Source organism: Chitinophaga fulva, assembly GCF_012927205.1.
In the GTDB taxonomy this organism is placed as follows: Bacteria; Bacteroidota; Bacteroidia; order Chitinophagales; family Chitinophagaceae; genus Chitinophaga; species Chitinophaga fulva.
Map to the genome: position 1 here is coordinate 641612 of NZ_JABBGC010000002.1, position 24237 is coordinate 665848.

General features: G+C 49.3%; 20 protein-coding genes. 14 read left to right on the plus strand and 6 right to left on the minus strand.

Annotated features, from left to right (window positions below):
* Positions 1–78: 78 nt before the first annotated feature.
* The 6 genes from HHL17_RS19080 (at position 79) to HHL17_RS19105 (ending at position 4329) form a co-directional block, all read left to right on the plus strand.
* Positions 79–777 (plus strand): tetratricopeptide repeat protein, encoded by a 699-nt coding sequence (locus tag HHL17_RS19080; RefSeq protein WP_169226400.1) that lies wholly within the window; start codon positions 79–81, stop codon positions 775–777.
* 104 nt (positions 778–881) lie between these two features.
* On the plus strand, positions 882–1385 hold the full coding sequence (gene ribH / locus HHL17_RS19085) for a 6,7-dimethyl-8-ribityllumazine synthase (protein WP_169226401.1): 504 nt from the start codon (positions 882–884) through the stop codon (positions 1383–1385).
* An 87-nt stretch (positions 1386–1472) separates the two neighbouring features.
* Complete coding sequence (locus HHL17_RS19090) at positions 1473–2195, plus strand: (Fe-S)-binding protein (RefSeq protein WP_240975912.1); 723 nt, start codon at positions 1473–1475, stop codon at positions 2193–2195.
* Between the two features lie 16 nt (positions 2196–2211).
* Positions 2212–2622, plus strand: a complete 411-nt coding sequence (locus tag HHL17_RS19095; protein ID WP_169226402.1) for an EVE domain-containing protein — start codon at positions 2212–2214, stop codon at positions 2620–2622.
* A gap of 139 nt (positions 2623–2761) precedes the next feature.
* Positions 2762–3628 (plus strand): DUF4349 domain-containing protein, encoded by an 867-nt coding sequence (locus tag HHL17_RS19100; protein ID WP_169226403.1) that lies wholly within the window; start codon positions 2762–2764, stop codon positions 3626–3628.
* A 23-nt stretch (positions 3629–3651) separates the two neighbouring features.
* Positions 3652–4329, plus strand: a complete 678-nt coding sequence (locus tag HHL17_RS19105) for an SIR2 family NAD-dependent protein deacylase (protein ID WP_169226404.1) — start codon at positions 3652–3654, stop codon at positions 4327–4329.
* Positions 4330–4414: 85 nt separating this feature from the next.
* On the opposite strand, the gene HHL17_RS19110 is transcribed toward HHL17_RS19105, so the two are convergent.
* On the minus strand, positions 4415–5743 hold the full coding sequence (locus HHL17_RS19110; RefSeq protein ID WP_169226405.1) for a saccharopine dehydrogenase C-terminal domain-containing protein: 1329 nt from the start codon (positions 5741–5743) through the stop codon (positions 4415–4417).
* A 421-nt stretch (positions 5744–6164) separates the two neighbouring features.
* Here HHL17_RS19110 and gyrA point away from each other — a divergent pair, with 421 nt between their 5' ends.
* Together gyrA and HHL17_RS19120 are read left to right on the plus strand one after the other, a co-directional pair.
* Positions 6165–8753, plus strand: a complete 2589-nt coding sequence (gene gyrA / locus HHL17_RS19115) for a DNA gyrase subunit A (protein WP_169226406.1) — start codon at positions 6165–6167, stop codon at positions 8751–8753.
* A gap of 178 nt (positions 8754–8931) precedes the next feature.
* The gene (locus HHL17_RS19120) at positions 8932–10185 is read left to right on the plus strand and encodes a tetratricopeptide repeat protein (RefSeq protein ID WP_169226407.1); all 1254 of its coding nucleotides are present in this window, start codon (positions 8932–8934) and stop codon (positions 10183–10185) included.
* A gap of 649 nt (positions 10186–10834) precedes the next feature.
* Here the strand turns inward: HHL17_RS19120 and HHL17_RS19125 are convergent.
* The 3 genes from HHL17_RS19125 to HHL17_RS19135 form a co-directional block, all read right to left on the minus strand.
* Positions 10835–11038: a hypothetical protein gene (locus tag HHL17_RS19125; RefSeq protein WP_169226408.1), complete on the minus strand. Its 204-nt coding sequence runs from the start codon at positions 11036–11038 to the stop codon at positions 10835–10837.
* 155 nt (positions 11039–11193) lie between these two features.
* Positions 11194–13392, minus strand: a complete 2199-nt coding sequence (locus tag HHL17_RS19130) for an ATP-binding protein (protein ID WP_169226409.1) — start codon at positions 13390–13392, stop codon at positions 11194–11196.
* A 122-nt stretch (positions 13393–13514) separates the two neighbouring features.
* The gene (locus HHL17_RS19135; protein ID WP_168874242.1) at positions 13515–14210 is read right to left on the minus strand and encodes a LytR/AlgR family response regulator transcription factor; all 696 of its coding nucleotides are present in this window, start codon (positions 14208–14210) and stop codon (positions 13515–13517) included.
* Positions 14211–14313: 103 nt separating this feature from the next.
* On the opposite strand from HHL17_RS19135, the gene HHL17_RS19140 reads away from it, so the two are divergent.
* The 5 genes from HHL17_RS19140 (at position 14314) to HHL17_RS19155 (ending at position 20817) form a co-directional block, all read left to right on the plus strand.
* Positions 14314–14622 carry a DUF6660 family protein gene (locus HHL17_RS19140; protein WP_169226410.1) on the plus strand — a complete coding sequence of 103 codons (309 nt, stop codon included), beginning with the start codon at positions 14314–14316 and terminating at the stop codon, positions 14620–14622.
* A 96-nt stretch (positions 14623–14718) separates the two neighbouring features.
* On the plus strand, positions 14719–17850 hold the full coding sequence (locus HHL17_RS19145) for an efflux RND transporter permease subunit (RefSeq protein ID WP_206156093.1): 3132 nt from the start codon (positions 14719–14721) through the stop codon (positions 17848–17850).
* A complete protein-coding gene (locus tag HHL17_RS33420) occupies positions 17847–19082 on the plus strand; it encodes a TolC family protein (RefSeq protein WP_206156094.1) in 1236 nt (411 codons plus the stop codon). Before HHL17_RS19145 ends, HHL17_RS33420 begins: the two co-directional genes overlap by 4 nt.
* A 12-nt stretch (positions 19083–19094) precedes the next feature.
* Complete coding sequence (locus HHL17_RS19150) at positions 19095–20279, plus strand: efflux RND transporter periplasmic adaptor subunit (RefSeq protein WP_169226411.1); 1185 nt, start codon at positions 19095–19097, stop codon at positions 20277–20279.
* Positions 20280–20355: 76 nt separating this feature from the next.
* Entirely contained in the window at positions 20356–20817 is a 462-nt protein-coding gene (locus HHL17_RS19155; protein ID WP_169226412.1) for a DUF6265 family protein, read from the plus strand.
* On the opposite strand, the gene HHL17_RS19160 is transcribed toward HHL17_RS19155, so the two are convergent.
* On the minus strand, positions 20818–21798 hold the full coding sequence (locus HHL17_RS19160) for a phosphotransferase enzyme family protein (protein WP_169226413.1): 981 nt from the start codon (positions 21796–21798) through the stop codon (positions 20818–20820).
* A gap of 102 nt (positions 21799–21900) precedes the next feature.
* Between HHL17_RS19160 and HHL17_RS19165 the strand changes: the two genes are divergently transcribed.
* The gene (locus tag HHL17_RS19165; RefSeq protein WP_169226414.1) at positions 21901–23529 is read left to right on the plus strand and encodes a hypothetical protein; all 1629 of its coding nucleotides are present in this window, start codon (positions 21901–21903) and stop codon (positions 23527–23529) included.
* Between the two features lie 3 nt (positions 23530–23532).
* Here the strand turns inward: HHL17_RS19165 and nfi are convergent, their stop codons facing one another.
* Positions 23533–24222, minus strand: a complete 690-nt coding sequence (gene nfi / locus HHL17_RS19170; RefSeq protein ID WP_169226415.1) for a deoxyribonuclease V — start codon at positions 24220–24222, stop codon at positions 23533–23535.
* Positions 24223–24237 lie beyond the last annotated feature (15 nt).

Sequence of the window (24237 nt, forward strand, 5' to 3'; positions counted from 1 at the left end):
CTTTTTCAAAAGGCAGAAAGCTAACTGTTGTTCATTGATACCTATTAAATAACCAAGCAATCACAATTACCTTTTAAAATGGCAGAAACTAAAGATAAAGCCACCACGCCGCAACCTGCAACAAATTTTGACCTGGAACAGTCCATGCACAAAGCGGAAGACTTCTTCGTTAAAAATAAAAATGTCATTACTATTGCTGTGCTGGCAGCAGTAGTGGGGGTAGGCGGTTTCTTCGCCTATAACCGTTTCGTTAAACAACCCAACGAAAACAAAGCCCAGGAAATGATCTTCCACGCACAGAACTACTTTGCAGTGGATTCCTTCAAACTGGCGCTGAATGGCGATGGTAATAACTACGGTTTCTTACAGGTAGTAAACAAATACGGCGGCACCAAAGCCGGTAACCTCGCGAAATACAGCGCTGGTGTATGTTACATCCGTATGGGCGAATATCAGAAAGGTATCGACATGCTGAAATCCTTTAGCTCAGACGATCTGCTCCTGCAACCTACTGCACTGGGCCTGATCGGTGATGCTTACATGGAGCTCAACAAAACCGCTGAAGGTATCGAATCTTATAAAAAAGCCGGTCACTACAATGATAATGAGCTGACAGCCCCTGTTTACCTGTTCCGTGCCGGTATGGCCCTGGAAAAAACAGGTAAAGCGCAGGAAGCTATCACTATCTATAAAGAAATCAAGGAAAAATTCCCCCTCACCAACGAAGGCCGTGAAATGGACAAGTACCTGGCGAGACTGGGAGATGTGAAGAACTAAATCAATTACGAGTTACGAATTGAAAGTTCTTTTATGGAGAATTTACTTAGTGACCATCTGTAAAACAGCTTTCAATTCGTCATTCGTAATTCCAAATTGAATGTATGTCTGATTACAATAAAAGCTTGTTAAATGATACTGGCATTCTCAACCTGGAGGATGCCAGTGTTGTTATGGTGTATACCGAATGGAATGATGCCATCGTCAACGAACTGGTAGCTGGTTGCGAAAGATCACTGCAACAATACAAGGTGTCCAAAACCAATAAAATCGTAGTGCCGGGCGCGTTTGAACTGCCTTATGCCTGCAAACAATATTGGGAAAACACCAAAGGCACCGGTCAGCAACCTGGCGCTATTATTGCTTTCGGTTGCGTGATCCGTGGCGAAACCCCGCATTTTGATTATGTGTGCAAAGCAGTTACAGAAGGTATCCTGCAACTGAACCTTCAGCTGCCTGTTCCCGTTATATTCGGTATATTGACGGTAGATAATGAGCAGCAGGCGCTCGACAGACTGGGCGGCGCACACGGCCACAAAGGCGAGGAAGCTGCTATCACCGCATTGAAGATGATCGCGTTACAAAGAGACCTGGCGAGAGGAGTTTAGCACCATACCAATGGTTGTCGGCCTTAGCTTGTAGCCCCGGCGTAACCGGCCCTCTGCACAACCAACGGTCAACCGCTAAAAGATTTTATGATGAATGTACAGTTATTTATACCATGTTTCGTAGACCAGCTGTTTCCGGAAACCGCTTTCAATATGGTGAAAGTACTGGAGAAGCTGGGATGTAACGTGATGTATAACCCGGAGCAGACCTGCTGTGGCCAGCCTGCCTATAATGCCGGTTACCAGGATGAATGCAGAACAGTAGCCACCAAATTTGTCAAAGACTTCAAGACCTTCGATTATATCGTGGCCCCCAGCGGCTCCTGTACAGGGTTCGTCCGCAATTACTACAGTAAACTGTTTGATAATTCCGCTGCCCATAATGACGTGAAACTGTTACGCAAAAACCTCTACGAATTCACTGAATTCCTCACAGACGTATTGCACGTAACTGATCTCGGCGCTACGCTCAACGGTGTAGGCACTTATCACGACGCCTGCGGCGCACTGCGCGAATGCGGTATCAAGGAAGGGCCCCGCAAACTGCTGGAAAAAGTAAAAGGCCTGGAGCTGAAAGAAATGAATGATTGTGAAGTATGCTGCGGGTTTGGCGGTACTTTCTCGGTTAAGTTTGAACCTATCTCCATAGGAATGGGCGAACAGAAAGTAAATAACGCTGTCAACAGCGGCGCCGATTACCTCATCTCCACCGACCTTTCCTGTCTGATGCACCTCGATGGCTATATCCGTAAACACGGTACTCCTATTAAAGTGATGCACATCGCCGACGTACTGGCGAGTGGATGGTAAACCAAAAACCTTACACATGAATTATTGGTTAGTCAAATCGGAACCTTTCAAGTATTCGTGGGACCAGTTTGTAAAAGATAAAAAGACCTTCTGGGACGGTGTCCGCAACTATCAGGCCCGCAATAACCTGAAGGCCATGAAAAAAGGCGACCAGGTACTGTTCTACCACAGCAATGAAGGCCTCGCCGTAGTGGGGATCGCTGAAGTGGCCAAAGAACATTACCAGGACCCTACCACACCGGACCCAAACTGGGTGGTGGTAGACCTGAAGCCGGTCAAAAAGCTGAAGGTACCCGTTACCCTCGCTGAGATGAAAGCAGAAAAAAGACTTGCCGACCTCTCGCTGATCCGCCAGGGCCGCCTGTCGGTATGCGATGTTACCAAAGATCAGTTTGATGTGATCATGGAAATGGGAGGCATGAAATAGATTTTTATTTGGTTATTTTTTTATTTGATCATTTAAGCATTGAGAGGACTCAATAAATGTTCAAATGATCAAATAAAAAAATAGCCAAATGATTATGGAGTTTCCGGATTGTTTGCATCATACCGGAAATTCCATCACGATGAAGTACATAACCCTTATCTCCGCTTGTTGGCTGCTGGCAGCCTGTAGTCATAAACCCGAACCTGCGGCTACGATCGCTTATGAAGCCCCGGCCATCGCTAAAGATCAAGCCGCGCCCGCAGTACTGGATGCCGAAGGCTCTTTATCCGACGAAAAAACCGCTTCTGCCAACGAACATTCCTTCCAGCCTGCTGCTGAACAAAAGATTATCAAGACTGCCCGTATCATTTATTCCGTAGAAGATTTTGCGGCCGCTAAAAAACGTGTAGCCGGTATCGTTAGTAAGGCCGGTGGATATATTTTAGCGGAAACACAACATGGAGATGGTACGGAAAAACGCAATCAGCTGGACATAAAAGTTCCTGCGGCTGCTTTCGACAGTTGTGTGGACAGGCTGACCAGTGGCGTGTCCCGGCTGGATGAAAAAAGCATCAATTCACAGGATGTAACAGCGGAATATGTAGACCTGGACGCCCGCATGAAGACAAGGGTAGCTACGGAACAACGTTATCTCGACATCCTGAAACAGGCACGTACCGTGAAAGAGGTGCTGGAAGTGGAAGCACAGCTGAAGTCCATCCGGGAGGAGATTGAAGCGGCTAAAGGACGGTTGCAGTACATGGACCGCCAGGTGAGTTACAGTACCATCCACCTTGAATATTACCAGGTACTGGCCCTGTCAGCGCCGGAAGCGCCTGGGTTCTTTCCCCGGGTGGGACTGGCACTCCGCAACGGCTGGAACAATATACTGGGCCTCGTGATAGATGCAATAGGCTGGTGGCCTTTGATGGTGGTTGCCGTTTTTCTCTTTATATTTATCAGAAGGCGTTGGAGAAACAGGAACAAATCTCTCGCAACAGCCTGATTCACTTAAACGACACAAAACATATGAAACCAAGATTAGTGGTGCTGACCGGAGCTGGCATCAGTGCAGAAAGTGGACTCCGGACTTTCCGTGACAGCGATGGCTTATGGGAAGGTTATGATGTATACGAAGTCGCCTCCCCCAAAGGCTGGCAGAGTAACCCCGCGCTGGTGCTGGACTTCTACAACAGCCGTCGCCGTGACGTGAAAAATGCGCAACCCAATGCGGCCCATACCGGACTGGCGCAACTGGAGGCGAAATACGATGTAAGGGTGATCACACAGAATATCGATGACCTGCATGAGCGCGGAGGCTCTTCCCGTGTGCTGCACCTGCATGGCGAGATCTTCAAAATGCGCAGTGTGAAAAATGAAGAAATGATCTTCGACATACAGGAAGATATCCGCCTGGGCGACCTCGCCGAAGATGGCGGCCAGCTGCGCCCGCACATCGTTTGGTTTGGAGAAGCAGTGCCTATGATAGAGCAGGCCGTACGGGAAGTGATGTGGGCTGATATTTTCGTGGTGATCGGCACCTCTTTGCAGGTATATCCTGCCGCCAGCCTGCTGAACTACATCAGGCCGGAAGCCGCTGTGTACCTGATCGATAAAAAGCTGCCTGCTGTGGAAGGATACGATAACGTCATCAGTATCGAAAAACCGGCTACGGCCGGCGTAGCAGAGCTGCTCACGCTTTTGTAAAAAATAAAAGCTCCCCGTCTTTGTCGGGGAGCTCTCACTAGTCCTTTCTTCTCCGTTAGTGTTTATCACAGGATAACCATATCGTCTACTCAAAACTTTCTTCAAAACGGATATCAAATTCTTCCAGCTCTTTTAAAACCGGGTTATATATTTCCGGCATCACGGGGATGCACAGGCCGGTGAGGGTTATTTTCTCCTGTAGCAGCAGTTTGGCGAGGATGCCCAGTGGCAGGCCTACTGTTTTGGCCATGGCTGTGCGTACATTGTCTTCACCCTGCGTGATCATGTAGCTGTGCATGCGCGTGGCCATGTTGCGGCGCTCGAATTCTATTTCATGCATCATCACGATCATGTCCTTGTCAGACGCTTCCATCTTCAGTTTGTCTTCCACAAGGTGTTGCAGGATTTCTGCGTCTGTTTTTTCGCCGAGATTAATCAGGTCGCCATTCAGCAGACCGAGAAATTTCAGCTGACGGATCACTTTTGATTTGCTGCTTACGCTGAGGAATTTGGCCATCACTTCTTCATGGCCTGCTTGTTTGTCGGCCCCTTCGATATGCCTTGTGGCCCAGTCGAAGCAGGTGAGATGGTCTGTCTGTATTTTCCCGTTTTCGCCGGTGAGGCCCAGTTTGATCAGGGCGTTCCAGCCTTCGCAGAAATCCGGGAAGCGCAGTGTGGCGCGCATGAAGGTGGCTATATTTTCCAGGTTATAGGATGCCATGTACCCGAGGGAATCGCGGTTGGGATAGTACGCGAGTTTTCCCAGTCCGGGCACCTGGATGGTTTTGTTATGATCAAAGAGTTGTTCGTACGCCACTTCGCGGGTTTTGCCTTTTTCGCGGTAGATGGCGCCGGAAGCCCCGGCCATCACTACGTTGCGGGCATTCCAGGAGATTTTGTACTGCCATGGATTGTCCAGGCTTTCGGGGGAGATGAGGCCGCCGCAGTAGGACTTGAACGAAAATATCTGTCCGCCTTTTTTCTCAATAGAGTGAATGAGTTTCATGGCAGACATATGGTCAATGCCCGGATCGAGGCCCATTTCGTACATGAACAGGAGCCCGGCTTTTTCAATGTCTTTTTCGAGTTTACGTACTTCAGGGTCGATATAGGAAGCGGTGAGGAGGTTTTTATGGAACTGGAGGCAGTCTTTTGCCACGGTGATATGCAGGTGGGGAGGGAGCAGGGAGATGACAAGGTCTGTTTCCTGTACCAGCTGCTGCCGGGCCGCCTGGTCTTTTATATCGATGGCGGCCGGTGTGGCATAGTAAGACTTGCCGGTTTTGGATTTGATCAGCATCAGGTCATGGTCCACCACCGTGATATGCCATTTTTGTCTAGGTGCATTGGCCAGCAGATAGTCGATCAGGCTGGTCGCCGATTTTCCGGCCCCAAACAACAGAATATTCTTCATAGTCTCGTTAAGAAAAGGTTAAGAATCAGGGGAATAACAGCATTTTTGATGTTAATGTTTGAACTGACAGTAAATTTCGGTGCATATCCCGCCCGAAAGCTAACCTCGGGTGATTCGATCTATTGATTATCAGTCTATTAAAAACAAATACTTTGCCAATATTTAATTTTCGATATATTTCCCTATTTATACATATTTTAGATAAAGTAAAATTAAACCATTACACATACTAACGCAGAAAAGTAAAAAATGGTTGTTGGTTATGGAAAAAATCAGTCATATATCGATTGCGCTATATAATTGATTAACACTATGATGTTTTTATTCACATTTCTTCGATTTTAGGCCATAATAAGGGCCGAAATGGCTATATTTGCCCTTATCTGTTTTCAGCAGAAAAAACTGTAAATCAACACACAAAATGACAGAGCACACGGAAAATCCGCAGGAAGGGAGAATTGTCCAGATTAATATCGAGGAACAAATGAAGACGGCCTACATCGATTACTCGATGTCTGTAATCGTGGGTCGTGCCTTGCCAGATGTGAGAGATGGTTTAAAGCCTGTACACCGCCGCGTTTTATTTGGAATGAACGAGTTGGGCAACCACAGCAACAAGCCTTACAAGAAGTCAGCGCGTGTTGTGGGTGAGGTAATGGGTAAGTATCACCCACACGGTGACGCCTCTATCTACGACACCATTGTACGTTTGGCCCAGCCCTGGAGCATGCGCTATCCCATGGTGGACGGCCAGGGTAACTTCGGTTCCGTAGACGGTGACATGCCCGCTGCGATGCGTTACACCGAGATCCGTCTTCAACGCATTGCGGAAGCCATGCTGGAAGACATCGAAAAAGAAACGGTAGATTTTACCAACAACTTCGACGACACCCTGGAAGAACCCACGGTGTTGCCTACCCGCATTCCGAACCTGCTGGTCAACGGCGCTTCCGGTATCGCGGTAGGGATGGCCACCAACATTATGCCCCATAACCTCGCAGAGGTAGTGGACGGCGCCGTGGCTTATATCGACAACCGGGAAATCACCATCGAAGAACTGATCAAACACGTGAAGGCCCCTGACTTCCCGACAGGTGGCACTATATATGGTTTTGAAGGCGTAAAACAAGGCTTCGAGACCGGAAGGGGCAGAGTAGTGGTAAGAGGTAAAATCACCGCGGAAACGGCTAAAAACGGCCGCGAAAGACTGGTGATCTATGAACTGCCTTACCAGATCAACAAAGCCGTCCTGCACCAGAAAATTGCACAGCTGGTAAACGACAAGATCATTGAAGGCATCACCGACGTACGTGACGAGAGTGACCGCGAAGGGATGCGCCTTGTAATCGATCTGAAGAAGGAGGCTATCTCCAATGTGATCATCAACCAGCTCTATAAATATTCCGAGCTCCAGACGTCCTACGGTATCAACAACGTAGCCCTGGTGAAAGGCCGTCCGCGTATCCTCAACCTGAAAGATATGCTGGCGGAGTTCATCGACTTCCGTCACGAAGTGGTGGTAAAAAGGACCCGTTTCGACCTCCGCAAAGCGGAAGAGAAAGCGCACATCCTCGCCGGCTACCTGATCGCACTGGACCACCTGGACCAAGTGATCGCCCTGATCCGCGCTTCCAATACACCGGATGTGGCCAGGGAAGGGCTGATGAGCCAGTTCGGCCTCTCCGAAATACAGTCCAAAGCCATCCTGGAACTGCGTCTGCAACGTCTGACCGGCATGGAACGCGATAAGATCCGCGCGGAATATGACGAGGTGATGAAACTCATCGCCTGGTTGAAAGACATTCTCAATGACGAAGGTCTCCGTATGAAGATCATCAAGGATGAACTGGAAGAGGTGAAAAAGAAATTCGGTGACGAACGTAAAACTGAAATCCAGTACCTCGCCAGCGAAATGAGAATTGAAGACATCATCGCGGAAGAAGACGTGGTGATCACCATTTCCCACCTGGGTTATATCAAACGTACCTCTGCCTACGACTACCGTCAGCAGAAACGCGGCGGCCGTGGCGCTATCGGCGGCAGGACCCGCGACGAGGACTACATCGAACACCTGTTCGTGGCCTCCACGCACCATACCATGCTGTTCTTTACAGAAAAAGGACGCTGCTACTGGCTGAAAGTATACGAAATACCGGAAGGCGAGAAGAGCGGTAAAGGACGTGCCATCCAGAACATGATCCAGCTGCCGGGCGATGATAAGATCCGTGCGATCATCGATATCAAAGACCTGGGCGACAAAGATTATATCAACAATCACTATATCGTTCTCTGTACCAAAAAAGGTATCATCAAAAAGACACTGCTGGAAGAATTCTCCCGTCCGCGCCAGAATGGTGTGAACGCTATCACCATCAACGAAGGAGACGAGCTGCTGGAAGCCAAACTGACCACCGGCGACAGCCAGATCATGATGGCCATCCAGAGCGGCCGCGCTATCCGCTTCCCGGAAAATACCGTGCGTGACACCGGTCGCGGTGCTATCGGCGTAAGAGGTATTGAAGTGGACAGCGAGAAAGATGAGGTAGTTGGTATGATTTGTGTAAACAAAGACGACGACTCAAGAACGATATTAGTGGTGTCTGAAAAAGGTTTCGGTAAACGGACCAACATTGAGGAATACCGTATCACCAACAGAGGTGGTAAAGGGGTGAAAACCATCAATATCACGGAGAAAACCGGTAACCTGATCGCCATCCTGGACGTGACAGAGAAACACGACCTGATGATCACCTGTAAATCCGGCATCACCATCCGTATGGCGGTGGCCGATATCCGCGAGGCAGGACGTGCCACACAAGGTGTGCGCCTGATCCGCCTGGACGACGCTGATGAAATTGCAGCAGTGGCCCGCCTCGACGAGCAGGAAGAAGAAACCGCAGATGTACTGGAAGGAGAAGAAAGCACTGTAGCCAACGACAGCACTTCCGACACAGACACTGACACTGAACAGGATACTGTAGCGGAAGAGCCTGAAACTCCGCAGGAATAGTATTCGTAGCAAACTGAAAATTTAACCCGCTTATGGCAGGAGATGCCCCTCAAAAGGTGTCTCCTGCCTACCTGATAAAAAAAGTACAGCCGGCTTTAGTGGTAACGATGGGTCCGATTGTATTGGATTATTGGGAGCACCATACTCTTATTGTAATCAGCAACTAAAAACTAGAGACATGAAAAAATTATTGGTATCTCTTCTCTTTTGTACGGCCGGCGTATCGGTGATGGCCCAAAGAGCAAAAGTAAGCAGCGCAGATGAGAACCTGAAGAAACAAGATCTGGAGAAAGCCAAGGCAGATATCGATGCAGCGTTACAGAACGACAAGACCAAAAACGATGCAAAGACCTGGCTGGTAAACGGCAAAATCCTCGAAGCCATGGGCACCAAACAAAAAAGCGCTGGTCTTGCCCTCGAAGCCTATACCTCTTTCAAAAAAGCACTGGAAATTGATCCTAAAATGAAAGAAGCCATCCTGGAGATGAGCGGACCAATGTTCAACGTGTACGCTACTGTAGCCAACGCCGGTTACGGTTTCCTGAACGAACAGAAATGGGATTCCTCTCTGGTGGATTTCAAACATGCCTTCGAAATCGCTGAATACTATAACAGCAAAAACCTGGGCACCACGATCCCTACCGATACCGCACTGACTTTCTACACCGGTTACGCTGCTAACCAGGCTAACAAGAAAGATGATGCGCTCACCTTCCTGAAAAAAGCCGCTGACCTGCAGTTCAAAGGCGAACCCGCACTGTACGTAGTACTGGGCCAGCTGTATGAAGAAAAAGGCGACCAGGCTAGCTGGCTCAAAACCATCGAACAAGGTAAAGCTTTATTCCCTAAGGATAAACGCTTCAATGATATGGAAATGGCTTTCTACAGCAAAACCGGTAAAACCAACGAGTTACTGTCCATGCTGGAAAAGAAAATGGCCGACAATCCTAAAGACGAAGCCGCTGTACTGGACTACGCTATCCGCGTAGACAACCTCGCTAATCCCCGCGACGAAAAAGGTAACGACGCTCCCAAACCAGCTAACTACGAAGAGCTGATCGGTAAAGCTGAAGGCGCCTATAAAAAAGTACTGGAACTGAATGCTAACGACGCCACTGCTAACTTCCAGCTGGGCGCGCTGTATTTCAACAAAGCAGTTGTATACAACAAACAACTGAATGAACTGGACAGCAAACAACAGACTTCCCCTAAAGCAAAAGAACTGCAAGGTAAAGTAGAAGGCCTTATGAACCAGGCATTGCCTTTCTTCGAGAAAGCTGACGCCGCGTTCACTGCTAAAGCCGCCAACCTCGATGCCGGTGACAAACAGACCTACGAAAGCTGCCTGTATGCCCTGCAGAAAATCTACGCTATCAAAAACCAGAACGCGAAAGTAGAAGAAGTGAAAAAGAAACTGGACGCGCTGAAATAGTAAATAGCATATACATTATAATTGAGAAAAGATCCGCCGGTAACGGTGGATCTTTTTTTGTATTGATGAAAGAGAAGATAGTACCAGTTTATAACGGATCAGATACACCGCTGAGAGAAGGATAAGTGAAGGATAGGTAAAGGATACCAAAACGAGAATAAAACGATACCCTGGCAAGAAACTGTAGATCAATTAGATATAAACATCTGAAAATAGATGATATGACCCTTAGCTGATGGTATTTTCATCACCTTCGATATTCCCAGGGCTGAAGCCCTGGGCTACGTTGTGCTTCAGGTCTCATTTACATCAAAATCCATTAATATATAAACAATTCCAGCATTAGCCCCAATATTGTAGTCCAGCCTTTAGCTTTAGGCTAATAGATTCATTTGCGGTAAATGACAGGGCTCTTGACCAGAAAGAAATTGAATAACATCGTAGCCCAGGGCTTTAGCCCTGGGTTTCGCGTGAATCCCATATTAAACCGTGAATCCCATATTAAACCGTGAACCCCATATTAACGCGTGAACCCCATATTAAACCGTGAATCCCATAATTAAACAATATGAATCCCATAGATATCAAAAAGAATAGCTCCGGGGCTACCCGGAGCTATTCTTTAACTCAAACGCTGTATGATGGTGAATTAAGCAGCTTTTTTTGCAGCAGGCTTAGCTTCAGCTTTTTTGTGATCGTGATGAGCTTTCTTAGTTGTGTCAGCAGCTGGTTTAGCTTCTGCTTTAGCTTCAGTTTTAGCTTTTTCTTTTTTAGCAGGTTTAGCAGCAGGAGCCTGTGCGAAAGAAGCAGCAGAAATGCTCAGTACCAGTGCAGCAGCGATAACTTTTTTCATGATGATTGTCTTTTTAAATGATTAATGATGTTTTGTTCAGTATTGTGATGTAAAAATAATGCCGGTAACGACGCAAGGAGAGGAGGTTTCGGTGAACTGGTTATTACTGTCGTTGAAAAAGGAAAAATGAACGGTCGTATCGGGGGATGACCGGGTTAAATCGTGATGTCAATGGCTTCCTGTATTGCCTGTAAACACAGCTGTTTCAGGGTGTAGAACAGTTCATTGGCCGTATCTGCGTTGTAGTTATTTTCGTCGGTCTGTTCAAACTGATCAAGAATAGGATAGAGGTGTGTTTCCAGCCCGGTGAAAGACACGGTTGTTTTGAGGTTGTGCGCGGTGGCCCGGATGCTCACAGGGTCATTGATGCTGATCGCATTTTTAAGCATGGCAAGGTCTTCTGGCAACTGTGTCACAAACTGTTGCAGCATGTTCTTTTCAAAGCCTTTATCACCTTTGGAGAGTTCTCGCAGGTATTGCATGCTGAGCAGATGGGAATGTCCGTTTTCAAGAACGTGGGTAGCCGATGGCAGCATCTCCCGGGAAGTAAACTTGCCGGTATATACCTGGATCATGCGGTACAACGTATTTTCATCTATTGGTTTGGAGATGTAGTCGCTCATGCCCATCTGGAGGCACTTTTCCCGTTCTCCTTCCATCGCGTGGGCTGTCATGGCAATGACAGGGATATTGGAATGCATTTCTTTCCGGATTTTGGCAACGGCGGAATAGCCGTCCATTTCCGGCATCTGTATGTCCATGAGCACGAGGTCGAACACTTGTTTTTCCAGTGCCTGTAGCGCTTCTTTGCCATTGTTGACCACCCGGTATTGCAACTGCCAGCTGCTGAGCAGATGACGCAGCAGGTTCTGGTTCATACGGTTGTCTTCCGCTACCAGTAGCCAGATATTGGGATGAATAGGAAGCTGGTCTTTTTCTGTATATAACGTCTCTGCGTTTTCCGGCATCATTTCTCCCAGCGTGTAGGGCAGTTCTACTTTGAACGTAGTACCTTTTCCGGGAGTGCTTTCCACAGAGATGAATCCATTTTGCAGTTCAATCAATTGTTTGACGATGGTCAGTCCGAGGCCGGTGCCGCCGTATTTGCGGGTGGTAGAGGCTTCTGCCTGGTTAAACCGGTCGAAGATACTGTCCAGCTGAGCGGCCTCAATGCCGATACCGGTGTCACTAACGGTGAAGAGTAAACGAACATTATTATCCTCGGCCCATGTTCTGGTCACGTGTATATCAACTTCCCCTTCGGCGGTGAACTTAATGGCGTTGCTGGTAAGGTTGACCAGCACCTGCGTGAGGCGCATAACATCGCCGTAGAGGATGTCGGGTACTTCTTCGTGTATGGTAATATTAAGATGCAGGTGTTTCTCTTCCGCCTTGGCGTGGAAGAGGGTATCGATGGAATGCAGTACGCCGCGCAGGCTGAAAGAGGTAGCCTCAATGCGCATCATACCGGATTCTATTTTGGAGAGATCAAGGATATCGTTGATGATTTCGAGGAGATTATGCCCGGCGCCGGAGATGGCGTTAACATATTCTTTTGATTTCTCATTCAGTGGCTGGGCTTGCAGCAGGTGGGTGAAGCCGAGCACGGCATTCATGGGCGTGCGTATCTCATGGCTCATATTGGCCAGGAACTGGTCTTTCACGGCTGCCAGGTTTTTTTCCTGGCGCTGCGATTCATCCAGCGCTTCGATGAGCTGTTCCTGCCGGTGGATACGGCTGGTGATATACAGGAAGGCGAGCAGGCTGGTCAGACACGCAAAGAGCACCAGCACGGTGCCCCAGCTCTGTGCTTTTTGCCCGCTGGTATCGATGAGACGGGTGGTGCGGTTCACTTCCGTTTGCCGCGTGGTGTCCAGCTGGTGAAGAATGCCGGTGATGGCTTCTCCCAGCCTTTTGCCCCGCTGATTGTTGATCATTTTTTCAGCGGCGCTTTTCCCGCTGCTGTAGAAGGTATCGAGGATCAGCAGGTTAAAACTGTTTTTCTCGTCCACCAGGTAATTGAGTTGGGTGAGCAGTTTCTCGGTGCTGTCGTTTTTAACAATTTTATTGATTTCCTTCAGATCGGATTTGATGATGGCTATTTCTATTTCAATGCCGGTAACATGGGTGGTGTCCTGTGAAATAACGGCTCCCCGCACTTTGCTGTCGGTTTTAGCGAGAGATGTTTGCAGCTTCTGAATTTCGTTTTTTACGTTCAGCTCCTGTAGCAGCTGTTCGTTACCGGATATGAGTTTCCGGATATTCTTGGCTGAATTGAATTGCAGTACCACGAATAAAATCATCCCTGTGATAAACAGGCCTAACAGGTAATATTTTATTCTTTTCGGCTGCATGACATTATTAACGCTATTGAAGGAAAGGCGGTTCAAAATACGATAATAAAGGTCCGCGTATATAAATTATTGTTCAACGGGCAATAGGTATCGGTCAAAACGGAGAAATGGTCGTTAAACTGTTAAAGAAAGTTTAATTTATTGTTGAGGGCTGCTTTGTAGGTATCTGCGACCGGAATAGCGTTCTTTTGGATGATGATATTGCCATCTTCGATGCTTTCTATTTTGTCCAGCGCCACCATATAAGAGCGGTGTACGCGCATGAACTTGTTGGCAGGCAGTTTTTCCTCCAGTGCTTTGAGGGTAGTATGAATGGCGTGAAATTTCTGTGCAGTATACAGCTTTACATAGTCGCCCATGGCTTCAAGGAAGAGGATATCTTCCGTCCGGATTTTTTTAAGGATGCCATTATCGCGGATGAAGACGAATTCGGTGTCGGACACCTGGATTTCGCGGTTGTTGCTGTCGATGATTTCCCGGGCTTTTTCGATGGCCTGGATAAAGCGGGCAGGGCTCACCGGTTTGATGAGATAATCGGCCACATTCAGCTCAAAAGCCTCTACCGCATAGTCTTTGTTGACCGTAGTAAAAATGATGACCGGCCGTTTTTTGCCCAGGTTACGGGTCAGTTCAAGGCCGCTCATGCCCGGCATTTCGATGTCGAGCAGCAGCAGGTCGATTTTTTCCTTCTGGATAAGATTGTAGGCCTCCATGGCGCTGCTGCACTCGCCGGTCACATGCAGTTGTTCCACATGGCTGGCCAGCTGTTTCATGGCTGTGCGGGCGAGCTTATTATCGTCTACTATCAGGCAATTCATGGGGCTAATTTAGGAACAAATCATAATATAAAATCATCTGGCCCGCAACAGAGATGCAGTTTTTCCTGAAGCATTTTTCTTTTTAAGTTTTACATTTGTAAATATGAAATGGTTGATATACATGTTGAGCCTATATATCCTGGTGTTGTCCTGCATCCCATGCAACGACGCCCAGGCGGCAACTGTATATCAGTCGGCCGAAATAACCTCCACCGATACGCATCAGCATGAGGCAGCGGCAGATTTTTGTTCTCCGCTGTGTGTGTGCAGTTGCTGTAACGTACAGGTAACACCAACGCCGGTCATCCATTTACCATATACCCACCGTCAGGTGCAGATCGTATTCCCGGTATTACCGGAAGCACCGCTGCCATTGTTGTACGCCACCATCTGGCAACCGCCCCAGTTGTAATCTCCCGTCCTTATTGTGTCTGATGATGCGCTGATGTGATGCCCTATGGCATGGCACGGCCACCATACCCTCTTTTTACTACATACCAACCTATTTATGCTGGATAAGATCATTCGTTTCTCTATCAGAAACAAGCTTATTGTAGGGATACTCGCGCTTGCACTGGTCGTGTGGGGTATCTTCTCACTGACACGGCTACCCGTAGACGCGGTGCCGGACATTACCAATAACCAGGTGCAGGTCATCACCCTGTCGCCCTCACTGGCGGCGCAGGAAGTAGAACGCCTGATCACCTTCCCGATTGAACAGACCATGGCGGTGATACCGGAGCTGAAAGAAGTACGTTCCATTTCCCGCTTTGGCCTGTCTGTGGTCACCATTGTATTTCATGATGACGTAGATATCTATTGGGCCCGCCAGCAGGTAAACGAGAAGCTGGGCGAGGCCAAATCCAATATTCCGCCGGGCATCGGCATGCCGGAGATGTCGCCGATATCCTCCGGTCTGGGTGAAATTTATCAGTATGTTGTCCATCCTGCCAAAGGCTACGAAAAAAAGTATGACGCCCGTGAACTGCGTACCATACAGGACTGGTACGTGCGGCGGCAACTGCTGGGTACGCCCGGCATTGCGGAGGTGAACAGCTTCGGCGGCCTGCTGAAACAGTATGAAGTAGCGCTCAACCCTGATAAATTACGCAGCTACAATCTCAGCATCAGTGACGTGTTTACCGCGCTGCAAAAGAATAACGAAAACACTGGCGGCGCCTACATCGATAAAAAACCCAATGCCTACTTTATCCGCAGCGAAGGCCTGATAGGCAGCACCGCGGATATTGAGCGCATCGTGGTGAAAAACATTCCCAACGGGCTGCCCATACTGATGCGTGACATCGGTACGGTGCAAATAGGCAGTGCCAACCGTTATGGCGCCCTTACCCGTAATGCCGACGGAGAGGCTGTTGGCGGCATCGTCATGATGCTGAAAGGCAAGAACTCCAACGAGGTGGTGAAGGCCGTGAAAGAAAGGGTGGAGCAGATCCGCAAGACACTGCCGGAAGGCGTGGTGATAGAGCCGTTCCTCGACCGCAGCGACTTTGTGGGCCGTGCCATTGGCACCGTGGAGAAGAACCTGGTAGAAGGCGCGCTCATCGTGATATTTGTGCTGGTGCTCTTCCTGGGCAACCTGCGTGCGGGTTTGATCGTAGCGTCAGTAATACCGCTGGCGATGTTGTTTGCCATTGCCATGATGCAATTGTTCGGTGTGTCGGGCAACCTGATGAGCCTTGGGGCTATTGACTTCGGGCTCATTGTGGATGGTGCGGTGATCATCGTGGAAGCCACGCTGCATCACCTTGTCAGCCGGGTGAAGGGCAAAGGGCCGGTGAAGCTTACCCGGGAGGAAATGGATGAGGAAGTATATACCTCTGCTATCCGTATCCGTAGCTCGGCGGCTTTCGGAGAGATCATCATTCTCATTGTATACCTGCCCATTCTGGCGCTGGTAGGCATAGAAGGCAAGATGTTCCGTCCGATGGCGCAGACCGTGTCTTTCGCCATCCTGGGCGCCTTCATTTTGTCGCTGACCTATGTGCCGATGATGTCGGCGCTGTTCCTGAACCGTCGCATATCTGACAAACCTACCATCGCAGACAGGATCATGGCGTTCTTTCATCGTATATACGATCCCGTTATCCGCAGGGCACTGACCCGTAAAGGTATCGTGACCAGCATTGCGGTGGCGTTGTTTGGGGTGGCACTGGTACTGTTTGGCCGCATGGGCGGGGAGTTTATCCCGACACTGGAAGAAGGTGATTTTGCGGTGGAGACCAGGTTGCTTACCGGCAGCTCTCTCTCAGAAACCATCGATAAGGTGGGCAAAGCGTCAGACATCCTGATGAAAAAATTCCCGGAGGTAAAAGAAGTGATCGGTAAAATCGGTGCTGCGGAAATACCCACAGACCCTATGCCGATGGAAGCCTGCGATCTGACCATCCTGTTGAAACCCAAGAAAGAATGGACCAGCGCCTCCAGCCGGGAAGAACTGGCCAATAAAATGCAGGAAGCACTGGAAGCCATACCCGGTGTGAGCTTTGGCTTCTCACAACCCATACAGCTCCGCTTCAATGAACTGATCTCCGGCGTACGACAGGACGTGGGCATCAAAATATTTGGGGAAGACCTGCCTACGCTGGCATCTCTCGCGCAAAAAATCGGAGGTATTGTGAGCCGTACCGATGGCGCGCGTGACCTGTACGTGGAACAGATCGGCGGCCTGCAACAGATCGTTGTATCGATCAACAGAGACCGGATTGCACAGTACGGACTGGACATTGCCACCGTAAATGAAACCATCAACACGGCTTTCGCAGGGCAGAGCGCCGGACTGGTATATGAAGGCGAAAAGCGGTTCGACCTCGTAGTGAGGCTGGACCAGCAAAGCCGCCGGGATATCCGGGACGTACAGGGGCTTTATATCACCACACCTTCCGGCAACCAGGTGCCGCTGCAACAGCTGGCCACCGTGGAAATGGCCACCGGGCCTAACCAGGTACAGCGTGAAGACGCCAAACGGCGTATCATCGTTGGTTTCAACGTAAGAGGACGAGACATCGCCAGCGTAGTGAAAGATATAGAAGCCGCGATCGGCAAAGAAGTGAAACTGCCGACAGGATACTTTATCCGCTACGGCGGCCAGTTTGAGAACCTGCGTGAGGCCAATGCGCGTTTAGCCATTGCCGTGCCCATAGCGCTGTTGCTCATCTTCGCCCTGCTGTATTTCACTTTTAGCTCCGTAAAACAGTCGCTGCTCATTTTTACGGCTATCCCCATGGCGGCCATCGGCGGCGTGTTTGCACTGCTGCTGCGTGGCATGCCGTTCAGCATCTCCGCCGGCGTGGGCTTCATTGCCTTGTTTGGCGTGGCCGTGCTTAATGGTATTGTACTGATAGGGGAGTTTAACCGGCTCAAAAAAGATGGCCTTACAGACTTGCAGGAAATTGTACTAAAGGGTACGGCCACACGTTTACGGCCGGTACTGATGACCGCCATGGTGGCGTCGCTGGGCTTCCTGCCGATGGCGTTGGCCACCAGTGCGGGCGCGGAAGTACAGCGGCCGCTGGCCACCGTGGTGATCGGCGGATTGATCACCTCTACCTTGCTCACCTTGCTGGTATTGCCCTGCTTGTACATCTATTCTGAAAAAATATTCCAAAAGCGTAACACATGAATTTCCGTATAATCATATGCCTGCTATTTCCCATAGCGGCATTTTCCCAATCACAGCCGCTCACGATGGAACAGGCGGTGCAGCTGGCACTGGCCCAGAACAAAGGGTTACAGTCAGCCTCCGCCAACGTGGCGTATTACAAAGACCTGACCCGTACCAGCGGGGAAGTGCCTAAGACAAGTGTGGCCCTGCAATATGGGCAATACAACAGCTATGTGCGCAACGATAACAACATCAGCGTGTCGCAGAGCATGCCGTTCCCCACTTTGTTTGGGGCCAAAAAGGCACTGGGCCAGGCACAGACCGAAAAGGCCGTATGGCAGAAAGCAGCCACGCAGAATGAGCTGGTGTTCCAGGTAAAACAAGTATATGTGCAGTTGTTGTTCCTGCGCGAACAACGCGCCTTGCTCCACAGCCAGGACAGCCTGTTCACCAGCTTTTCGCGCAGCGCCGACTTACGTTATAAAACCGGCGAAAGCAGGTTGATAGAAAAAACAGCCGCTGAAGTACGTGTGCAGGAAATACGCAACCTGCTGCGACAGAACGAGGCCGATGAAACCATTTTTATGGCGAGGCTGCAAGCGCTGCTGGGCAGCGCCACTCCGGTGACGATTGCCGGTACCACTATTCCCACGGCCAATGCAGGCATACAGGAAGACTCTCAGGCAGTTGCAGACAATCCGCAGTTGCAGTTTGCCAAGCAGGATATTGCCATCGCGGAAAAACAGAAGAAAGTCATCAGCAACAGCATACTGCCGGACCTCACCGTGGGCTATTTTAACCAGTCACTCATCGGCACAGGGCTGAATGCTTCCGGCACACCGCTGGCCACTGGCAGCAACCGTTTCCAGGGCTTCCAGGTAGGACTGGCATTGCCGCTGTGGCTTGGTCCTATGAAAGCACGTGTGCGGGCGGAGGAAAAGCAACAGCAGGCGGCCGGACTGTTTTATGATAACAGCGTGATGCAGCTGAAAAGCCAATACAGGCAAGCCGTGCAGGAGTTTGTAAAGCTGCGCAACAGCCTTGAATATTACACCGGTAATGCGTTGCCTAATGCTGACCAGCTACAGCAACAAACCGTGAAATCCTTTACACTGGGAGATATCGGCTATGCCGAATATTTCCTCAACCTGGAAAAGGTAATGGCCGTAAGACAAGGTTATCTGCAAACACGACATGACATCAAACAAGCTGAATTATATATCGCTTACCTCAGTGGGCATCAACTTTAAAACCAACCTCGTATGAAAAAACGTTCATCTCATATATACGTAGCCGTTATCCTGTTGATGGCCGGCTTTGCCCTGGCATCCTGTGGCGGTAAAAAAGCACCGGCAAATAAGGAAACGCCAGAACACGAACATGAAGAAGCCGAGAATACCGTGACGCTTACCGGCGAACAATTTAAAACAGCCGGTATTACTTTCGGGCTTCCGGAAAAGCGGGACATCAGCAGTGCCATTAAAGTGAACGGATTGCTGGACGTACCGCCCCAACAGGCCGTGAGCGTGTCTGTGCCTATGGGCGGCTTTATCCGTCAAACAACCATGTTGCAAGGGATGCCCGTGAAGAAAGGACAGGTGCTGGCTGTGCTGGAGAACATGGATTACATCCAGTTGCAGCAGGATTACCTGGATGCCCGCAGTCAGCTGGAATATGCCTCTACAGAATATACACGTCAACAGGAACTGTCCAAAGAGAATGTGAATGCGTTGAAGACCGTGCAGCAGGCGAAGGCCACCTATGAGTCGTTGCTGGCCAGGGTAAAGGGATTGCGGGAAAAGCTCACGCTGATCAACATTAACCTGGCTGCGCTGGAAAGAGGAACTATCCAACGGAGCATCAGTGTATACGCACCTATCAGCGGATATGTAACACAGGTGAATGTGAACCTCGGCCAGTTTGTGAATCCCGCAGATGTGCTTTTCCGCATTGTGAACACGGAGCATCTGCACGCTGAACTGACCGTATTTGAAAAAGACATTCCCCGGTTGAAGATTGGTCAGCCGGTACGGTTTACCCTCGCCAATGAAACGCGGCAACGTACCGCTACGGTACACCTGATCGGACGGGAGATAAGCGCTGACCGGACGGTAAGGGTGCACTGCCACCTGGAAGAAGAAGACACGCAGTTACTGCCCGGCACGTATCTGCAGGCCATGATAGAAGCCGGTGCGGCCAACGTACAGGCGTTGCCGGAAGCTGCGGTGGTGAGCTTCGAAAATAAAGCCTATGTGTTTGTGAAAGACTCCACCAGTACCGACAGTACCTTTCATTTCAAAATGCTGGAAGTACAGCAGGGGAGTAGTGAGCAGGGATATACTGAAGTCACCTTTCCTGATGGTGTACCAGCCAAAGAGATTGTGGTTAAAGGAGCATATGACCTCCTGGCCAAAATGAAGAACAGCGGGGAAGAGCATGGACACTAAGCACACTTTACCTGATACGACAAAGCCCGGACTTCCGGGCTTTTGTCGTATATTCCGGAATAAATTTCCCCATACAATGAAACAATTCCTATTATCCGGGTTGTTGATACTGCTGATGTCTACCGTCTATGCACAAACGCCAACAGCAGTTGATTTCCCAAAGCTAAACTGGTTGGAAGGTACATGGACGAAAAAAGTGTCGAGGCCGGACAGATCAGGGTTTGAGCGTTGGGAGAAACTATCACCGTCTTCCCTGAAGGGTATTGGTGTAACCATGAAAGGGAATGATACCCTCTTTGTAGAAGGACTGCAATTGCAGACCAAGGAGAACGCGCTGTACTATGTGGCCGATGTAGCAGAAAACAAAAGCCTCACCTGGTTTAAGGTAATTGCGATTGATGCCGATGGTTTTACCTGCGAAGACCCTGAGCATGATTTCCCAAAGAAGATTGTCTATGCCAGAACGGGAGACACGCTGAAAGTGACAATTTCCGGCGATGGTAAATCGATCGATTTTTTCTTTGAGAAGAAGAAGTGATTAAGCCCAATAGGTAGCAAAATGTTTTAGCAGTCCCGCGAACAGCTTTAGCTGTCCGGGTTGCGTAAAGGCATGGAACTGGTCATGTGTAGTATGAAATCCCATATAGAACAACCACCATCCCACAGCGAGATAAGGCACCACCTCCAGTTCTTCTTTACTCAGCGGACGGTGCTCCCGGTAGGCTTCCAGTAGCACATGGTATTGTTTGTCGGCTGCCTCTTGCGTCATTCTTTTGGTATACACTTCCAGCATGAGATACTGCCAGAAGGAAGCCAGATCATTCGCCAGCCAGCCATATCCCATAAAATCGAAATCGAAAAGCGTGATGGTATTTTCCCCGAAGTGCATGTTTTTCGGGAGGAAATCGAAGTGACAATATCCCATCGACAACCCGTTCACCAATGATAGTTTTTGTATAGCCGCTTTGGCAGCCTGTTGCAGCCAGGCATAGTCCTCCGGATTGTCTGCAAAAGCCGTCTTCAGCATTTGCAGCGGGTGGACGAACATCGAGTCAATGTTAAACGCCCATCTGGCTTTTCCCAGGTTAACAGTAGAGGATATGTTATGAAAACGTGCCATTTCGCTCCCTAAAAGGCGCAGCTGATCTTCATTGGGCAGTCTTACCGCGTGGCCGGGCGCATAGCTGAATAATACAGCACATCTTTCACCTTCCACAGCATCCAATAGTTGAATAATTTCTCCTGAAACATCGGGGATGGGCCAGGATACAGACACTGCTGCCGCTTTCAACGCCAGGAGCAGGGCTACTTCCTCTTTTATTTGCGACAGGCTCCGATGCGATGAACGGTAAACCCGCAGTATAAAACGGTCGTCGGCTGTTTCCACCAGGTAGGTGTCGCCTACACCACGGACCAATAGTTTGCATTGAACCTTTTCAAGCGGGTATTTTTCGGAAAGGAAGGAGGATAAGGCATCGGGGCAAAGGGTGGAATAAGTGGCGGGGAAGACTGTTTTCATCCAATGAAGATATCTATTTTTTGCTTTTTTTACCCTGACTATACATCTGACAAATAAATAATTATATATAATTACATATATTTGAAATATATAATTAGTAAGATGATGTCCTATATCAGATCAGTTGTTTGGTTATGCTTGTTTTTTATCCCCGCCAGTCTGTATGCACAGGTGCCTATTGTAACCCTGGGACCTGCCGTAGAAGAGCCTTTGGACGGATGGGACAAGCTGATGCAATTAAAGAACGGTCATACCTTCTGGTTACATTTTTCCAAAAAAGAGGGGTTGAGAGTGACCGTATACAACCCTAAACATGAGCAGGTAGCCGCCGATTCTGTGGCCGGCAGCCTGTGGAATGCCGCCGATCTGGAATCTACCGAAATAGACGGTATCTATGAAATCAATGGTCAGCCGGTGATCTTTCTCCAGCAACTGGTGAAATATGTGCCGGTATTCTTCCGGCTGGTGCTGGACCCGCAAACCGGGAAACTGCTAAAGGAGGATAAGATCGGGGAACTGGCCTCCGTACAGCACCGTAGCATATACGTACAGGAAAACCTGGCGTCGCACGATTGTTATGTGGAGAAAGATCCGGACAGCGACTATTATGCAGTGGCCTTTTTCAATGGCGCAGAAATACAACGCAACGACAGTATCCGGGAACGTATCCGGGTGATGCATTTTTCCCCGTCACATGAGTTAATCAACACGGGGCTTTATTATCTGCCGGATACGGCGTATAACTATTTCAGTTATATCGGTCTGTCGGTGCGCGGTAAAGACAAAGTATACATGAGCACCGTAGGCTTCAATGCTAAAAGGAAAGGCAATGAACCGTGGTCTAAAGTCATCTTCTCTGCCCTGTCGCCCGACTCCGCCACCTTTGCGCATCACGTGCTCGACTATACGGCCAACTTCAGCGATGTAACCGGTTATCAGCAGTACCTGTCTCCCCGCGATGAAGTGAAGCTGCTACTGTATGCCCCGGGGCAGCGGTCAGATGGCAGCAGTGGTATCTTCCTGAACACGTTGTTATCATCCGGCAAATTGCGTAAACATCAGCAGTTGTCTTTTCCGGAGCTGGGAAAGAACGTACAGATGAACCTTGGTTATAAAGAAGATTATAAAGGCGTGCCCCAGCGCATATGCTGGCAGCCGGATGGTAGCGGTACCCTGCTGCTGGAAACCCTTACCCGCTACAAACAAGGCAATACACAGATCAATAAACTGCATACCAATATGGGTGATATCGGTGTGGCCTTGCTGGATTCTACTGGCCGGGAGAATGAAACAATGGCGGTTTCCAAGTACCAGTCTATTACCGGCGTATGCGAACCTTTTTCCTTACATCGCCGAATGAAAAGTGAATGGGTGTTCCGCAACAAAATAGCCGCGCTGAATACCAACACCTACCTTTCCTACGACTACGTCAATATTCCAAATGCCACGTTTGTACTCTTCAATGACTACTTGCAATACCTCGACAGCGGCGGACAGGATAAAGTGAAGAAACCGCTGAAATATGCGACGGACGCTAATTTCGTTTGTTACCGGTTCTACAATGGTAAGATGGAACGGCTTTTCCTGTTTGGAACGCCTGAGGTGACCAAAGGTTACTATTGTATGATGGGAGCATCGAGCTATGATAGTGTGCAGCGTGTATACGCCACCGTGATGATCAGCCGTAAAGGCACAGAAAAGCAAGCCAATGTGGCCTGGATACAATTTTAAGTGTTAAACGGGCGTGTAGCCTTCCGATAGAACGCCCAGCCGGAACTGGTTGACCGCGTTATGCGCCAGCCGCGTAGGTTCCGGCAGCCGGTGTTTCCGTACGCATTGTTCCACCAGTGAAAGGCTTCCTGCCACATCGATCAGGTGCCCGGGGGAGACGAAGATGGGTTTAACTTTTAGTTTGCTGCGCAGTACGGTGCCGATGACAGCACCTTGTTTATCCGTTAGCGGGGTATGTGCGCCTTTCTCTTCTCCGGGTTCTTCATAGTTGCCGTACAGCTTTTTCTTGGCGCTGCCTACAGTCACCTGTCCGGTGAGCACCCCAAAATGAGAAGCGATACCCATGCGCCGGGGATGCGCAATACCATGACCGTCCACCACCAGCACGTCCGGTTTCTGAGGCAGTTGCTGCCACGCATCCAGTAGCGCAGGTACTTCCCGGAAAGCCAGAAAGCCCGGCACATAAGGGAACGTAACTTCTTTGACCACCAGGCTGTAACCCACCGGTTCAAGGCTGGGGAACCGCATCAATACAATACCGGCATATACCGTCGTACTGAATTTATTAAAGGAGATGTCTGCCCCGGCGATCAGCTGTATTTTTCCGTTGAACGGCGCCGTGATCACTTCTTTGCGCATTTCCTGCTGTAGCAGGGTGGCTTCGGGTACGGTGAGGGTGTTATAGTCTTTCATGAATTTCCGCTGTTG

Coding starts and splice junctions, on each gene's coding strand:
- HHL17_RS19080 (WP_169226400.1), top strand. CDS start 79: ATGGCAGAAACTAAAGATAAAGCCACCACGCCGCAACCTGCAACAAAT.
- ribH (WP_169226401.1), top strand. CDS start 882: ATGTCTGATTACAATAAAAGCTTGTTAAATGATACTGGCATTCTCAAC.
- HHL17_RS19090 (WP_240975912.1), top strand. CDS start 1,473: ATGATGAATGTACAGTTATTTATACCATGTTTCGTAGACCAGCTGTTT.
- HHL17_RS19095 (WP_169226402.1), top strand. CDS start 2,212: ATGAATTATTGGTTAGTCAAATCGGAACCTTTCAAGTATTCGTGGGAC.
- HHL17_RS19100 (WP_169226403.1), top strand. CDS start 2,762: ATGAAGTACATAACCCTTATCTCCGCTTGTTGGCTGCTGGCAGCCTGT.
- HHL17_RS19105 (WP_169226404.1), top strand. CDS start 3,652: ATGAAACCAAGATTAGTGGTGCTGACCGGAGCTGGCATCAGTGCAGAA.
- HHL17_RS19110 (WP_169226405.1), bottom strand. CDS start 5,743: ATGAAGAATATTCTGTTGTTTGGGGCCGGAAAATCGGCGACCAGCCTG.
- gyrA (WP_169226406.1), top strand. CDS start 6,165: ATGACAGAGCACACGGAAAATCCGCAGGAAGGGAGAATTGTCCAGATT.
- HHL17_RS19120 (WP_169226407.1), top strand. CDS start 8,932: ATGAAAAAATTATTGGTATCTCTTCTCTTTTGTACGGCCGGCGTATCG.
- HHL17_RS19125 (WP_169226408.1), bottom strand. CDS start 11,038: ATGAAAAAAGTTATCGCTGCTGCACTGGTACTGAGCATTTCTGCTGCT.
- HHL17_RS19130 (WP_169226409.1), bottom strand. CDS start 13,392: ATGCAGCCGAAAAGAATAAAATATTACCTGTTAGGCCTGTTTATCACA.
- HHL17_RS19135 (WP_168874242.1), bottom strand. CDS start 14,210: ATGAATTGCCTGATAGTAGACGATAATAAGCTCGCCCGCACAGCCATG.
- HHL17_RS19140 (WP_169226410.1), top strand. CDS start 14,314: ATGAAATGGTTGATATACATGTTGAGCCTATATATCCTGGTGTTGTCC.
- HHL17_RS19145 (WP_206156093.1), top strand. CDS start 14,719: ATGCTGGATAAGATCATTCGTTTCTCTATCAGAAACAAGCTTATTGTA.
- HHL17_RS33420 (WP_206156094.1), top strand. CDS start 17,847: ATGAATTTCCGTATAATCATATGCCTGCTATTTCCCATAGCGGCATTT.
- HHL17_RS19150 (WP_169226411.1), top strand. CDS start 19,095: ATGAAAAAACGTTCATCTCATATATACGTAGCCGTTATCCTGTTGATG.
- HHL17_RS19155 (WP_169226412.1), top strand. CDS start 20,356: ATGAAACAATTCCTATTATCCGGGTTGTTGATACTGCTGATGTCTACC.
- HHL17_RS19160 (WP_169226413.1), bottom strand. CDS start 21,798: ATGAAAACAGTCTTCCCCGCCACTTATTCCACCCTTTGCCCCGATGCC.
- HHL17_RS19165 (WP_169226414.1), top strand. CDS start 21,901: ATGATGTCCTATATCAGATCAGTTGTTTGGTTATGCTTGTTTTTTATC.
- nfi (WP_169226415.1), bottom strand. CDS start 24,222: ATGAAAGACTATAACACCCTCACCGTACCCGAAGCCACCCTGCTACAG.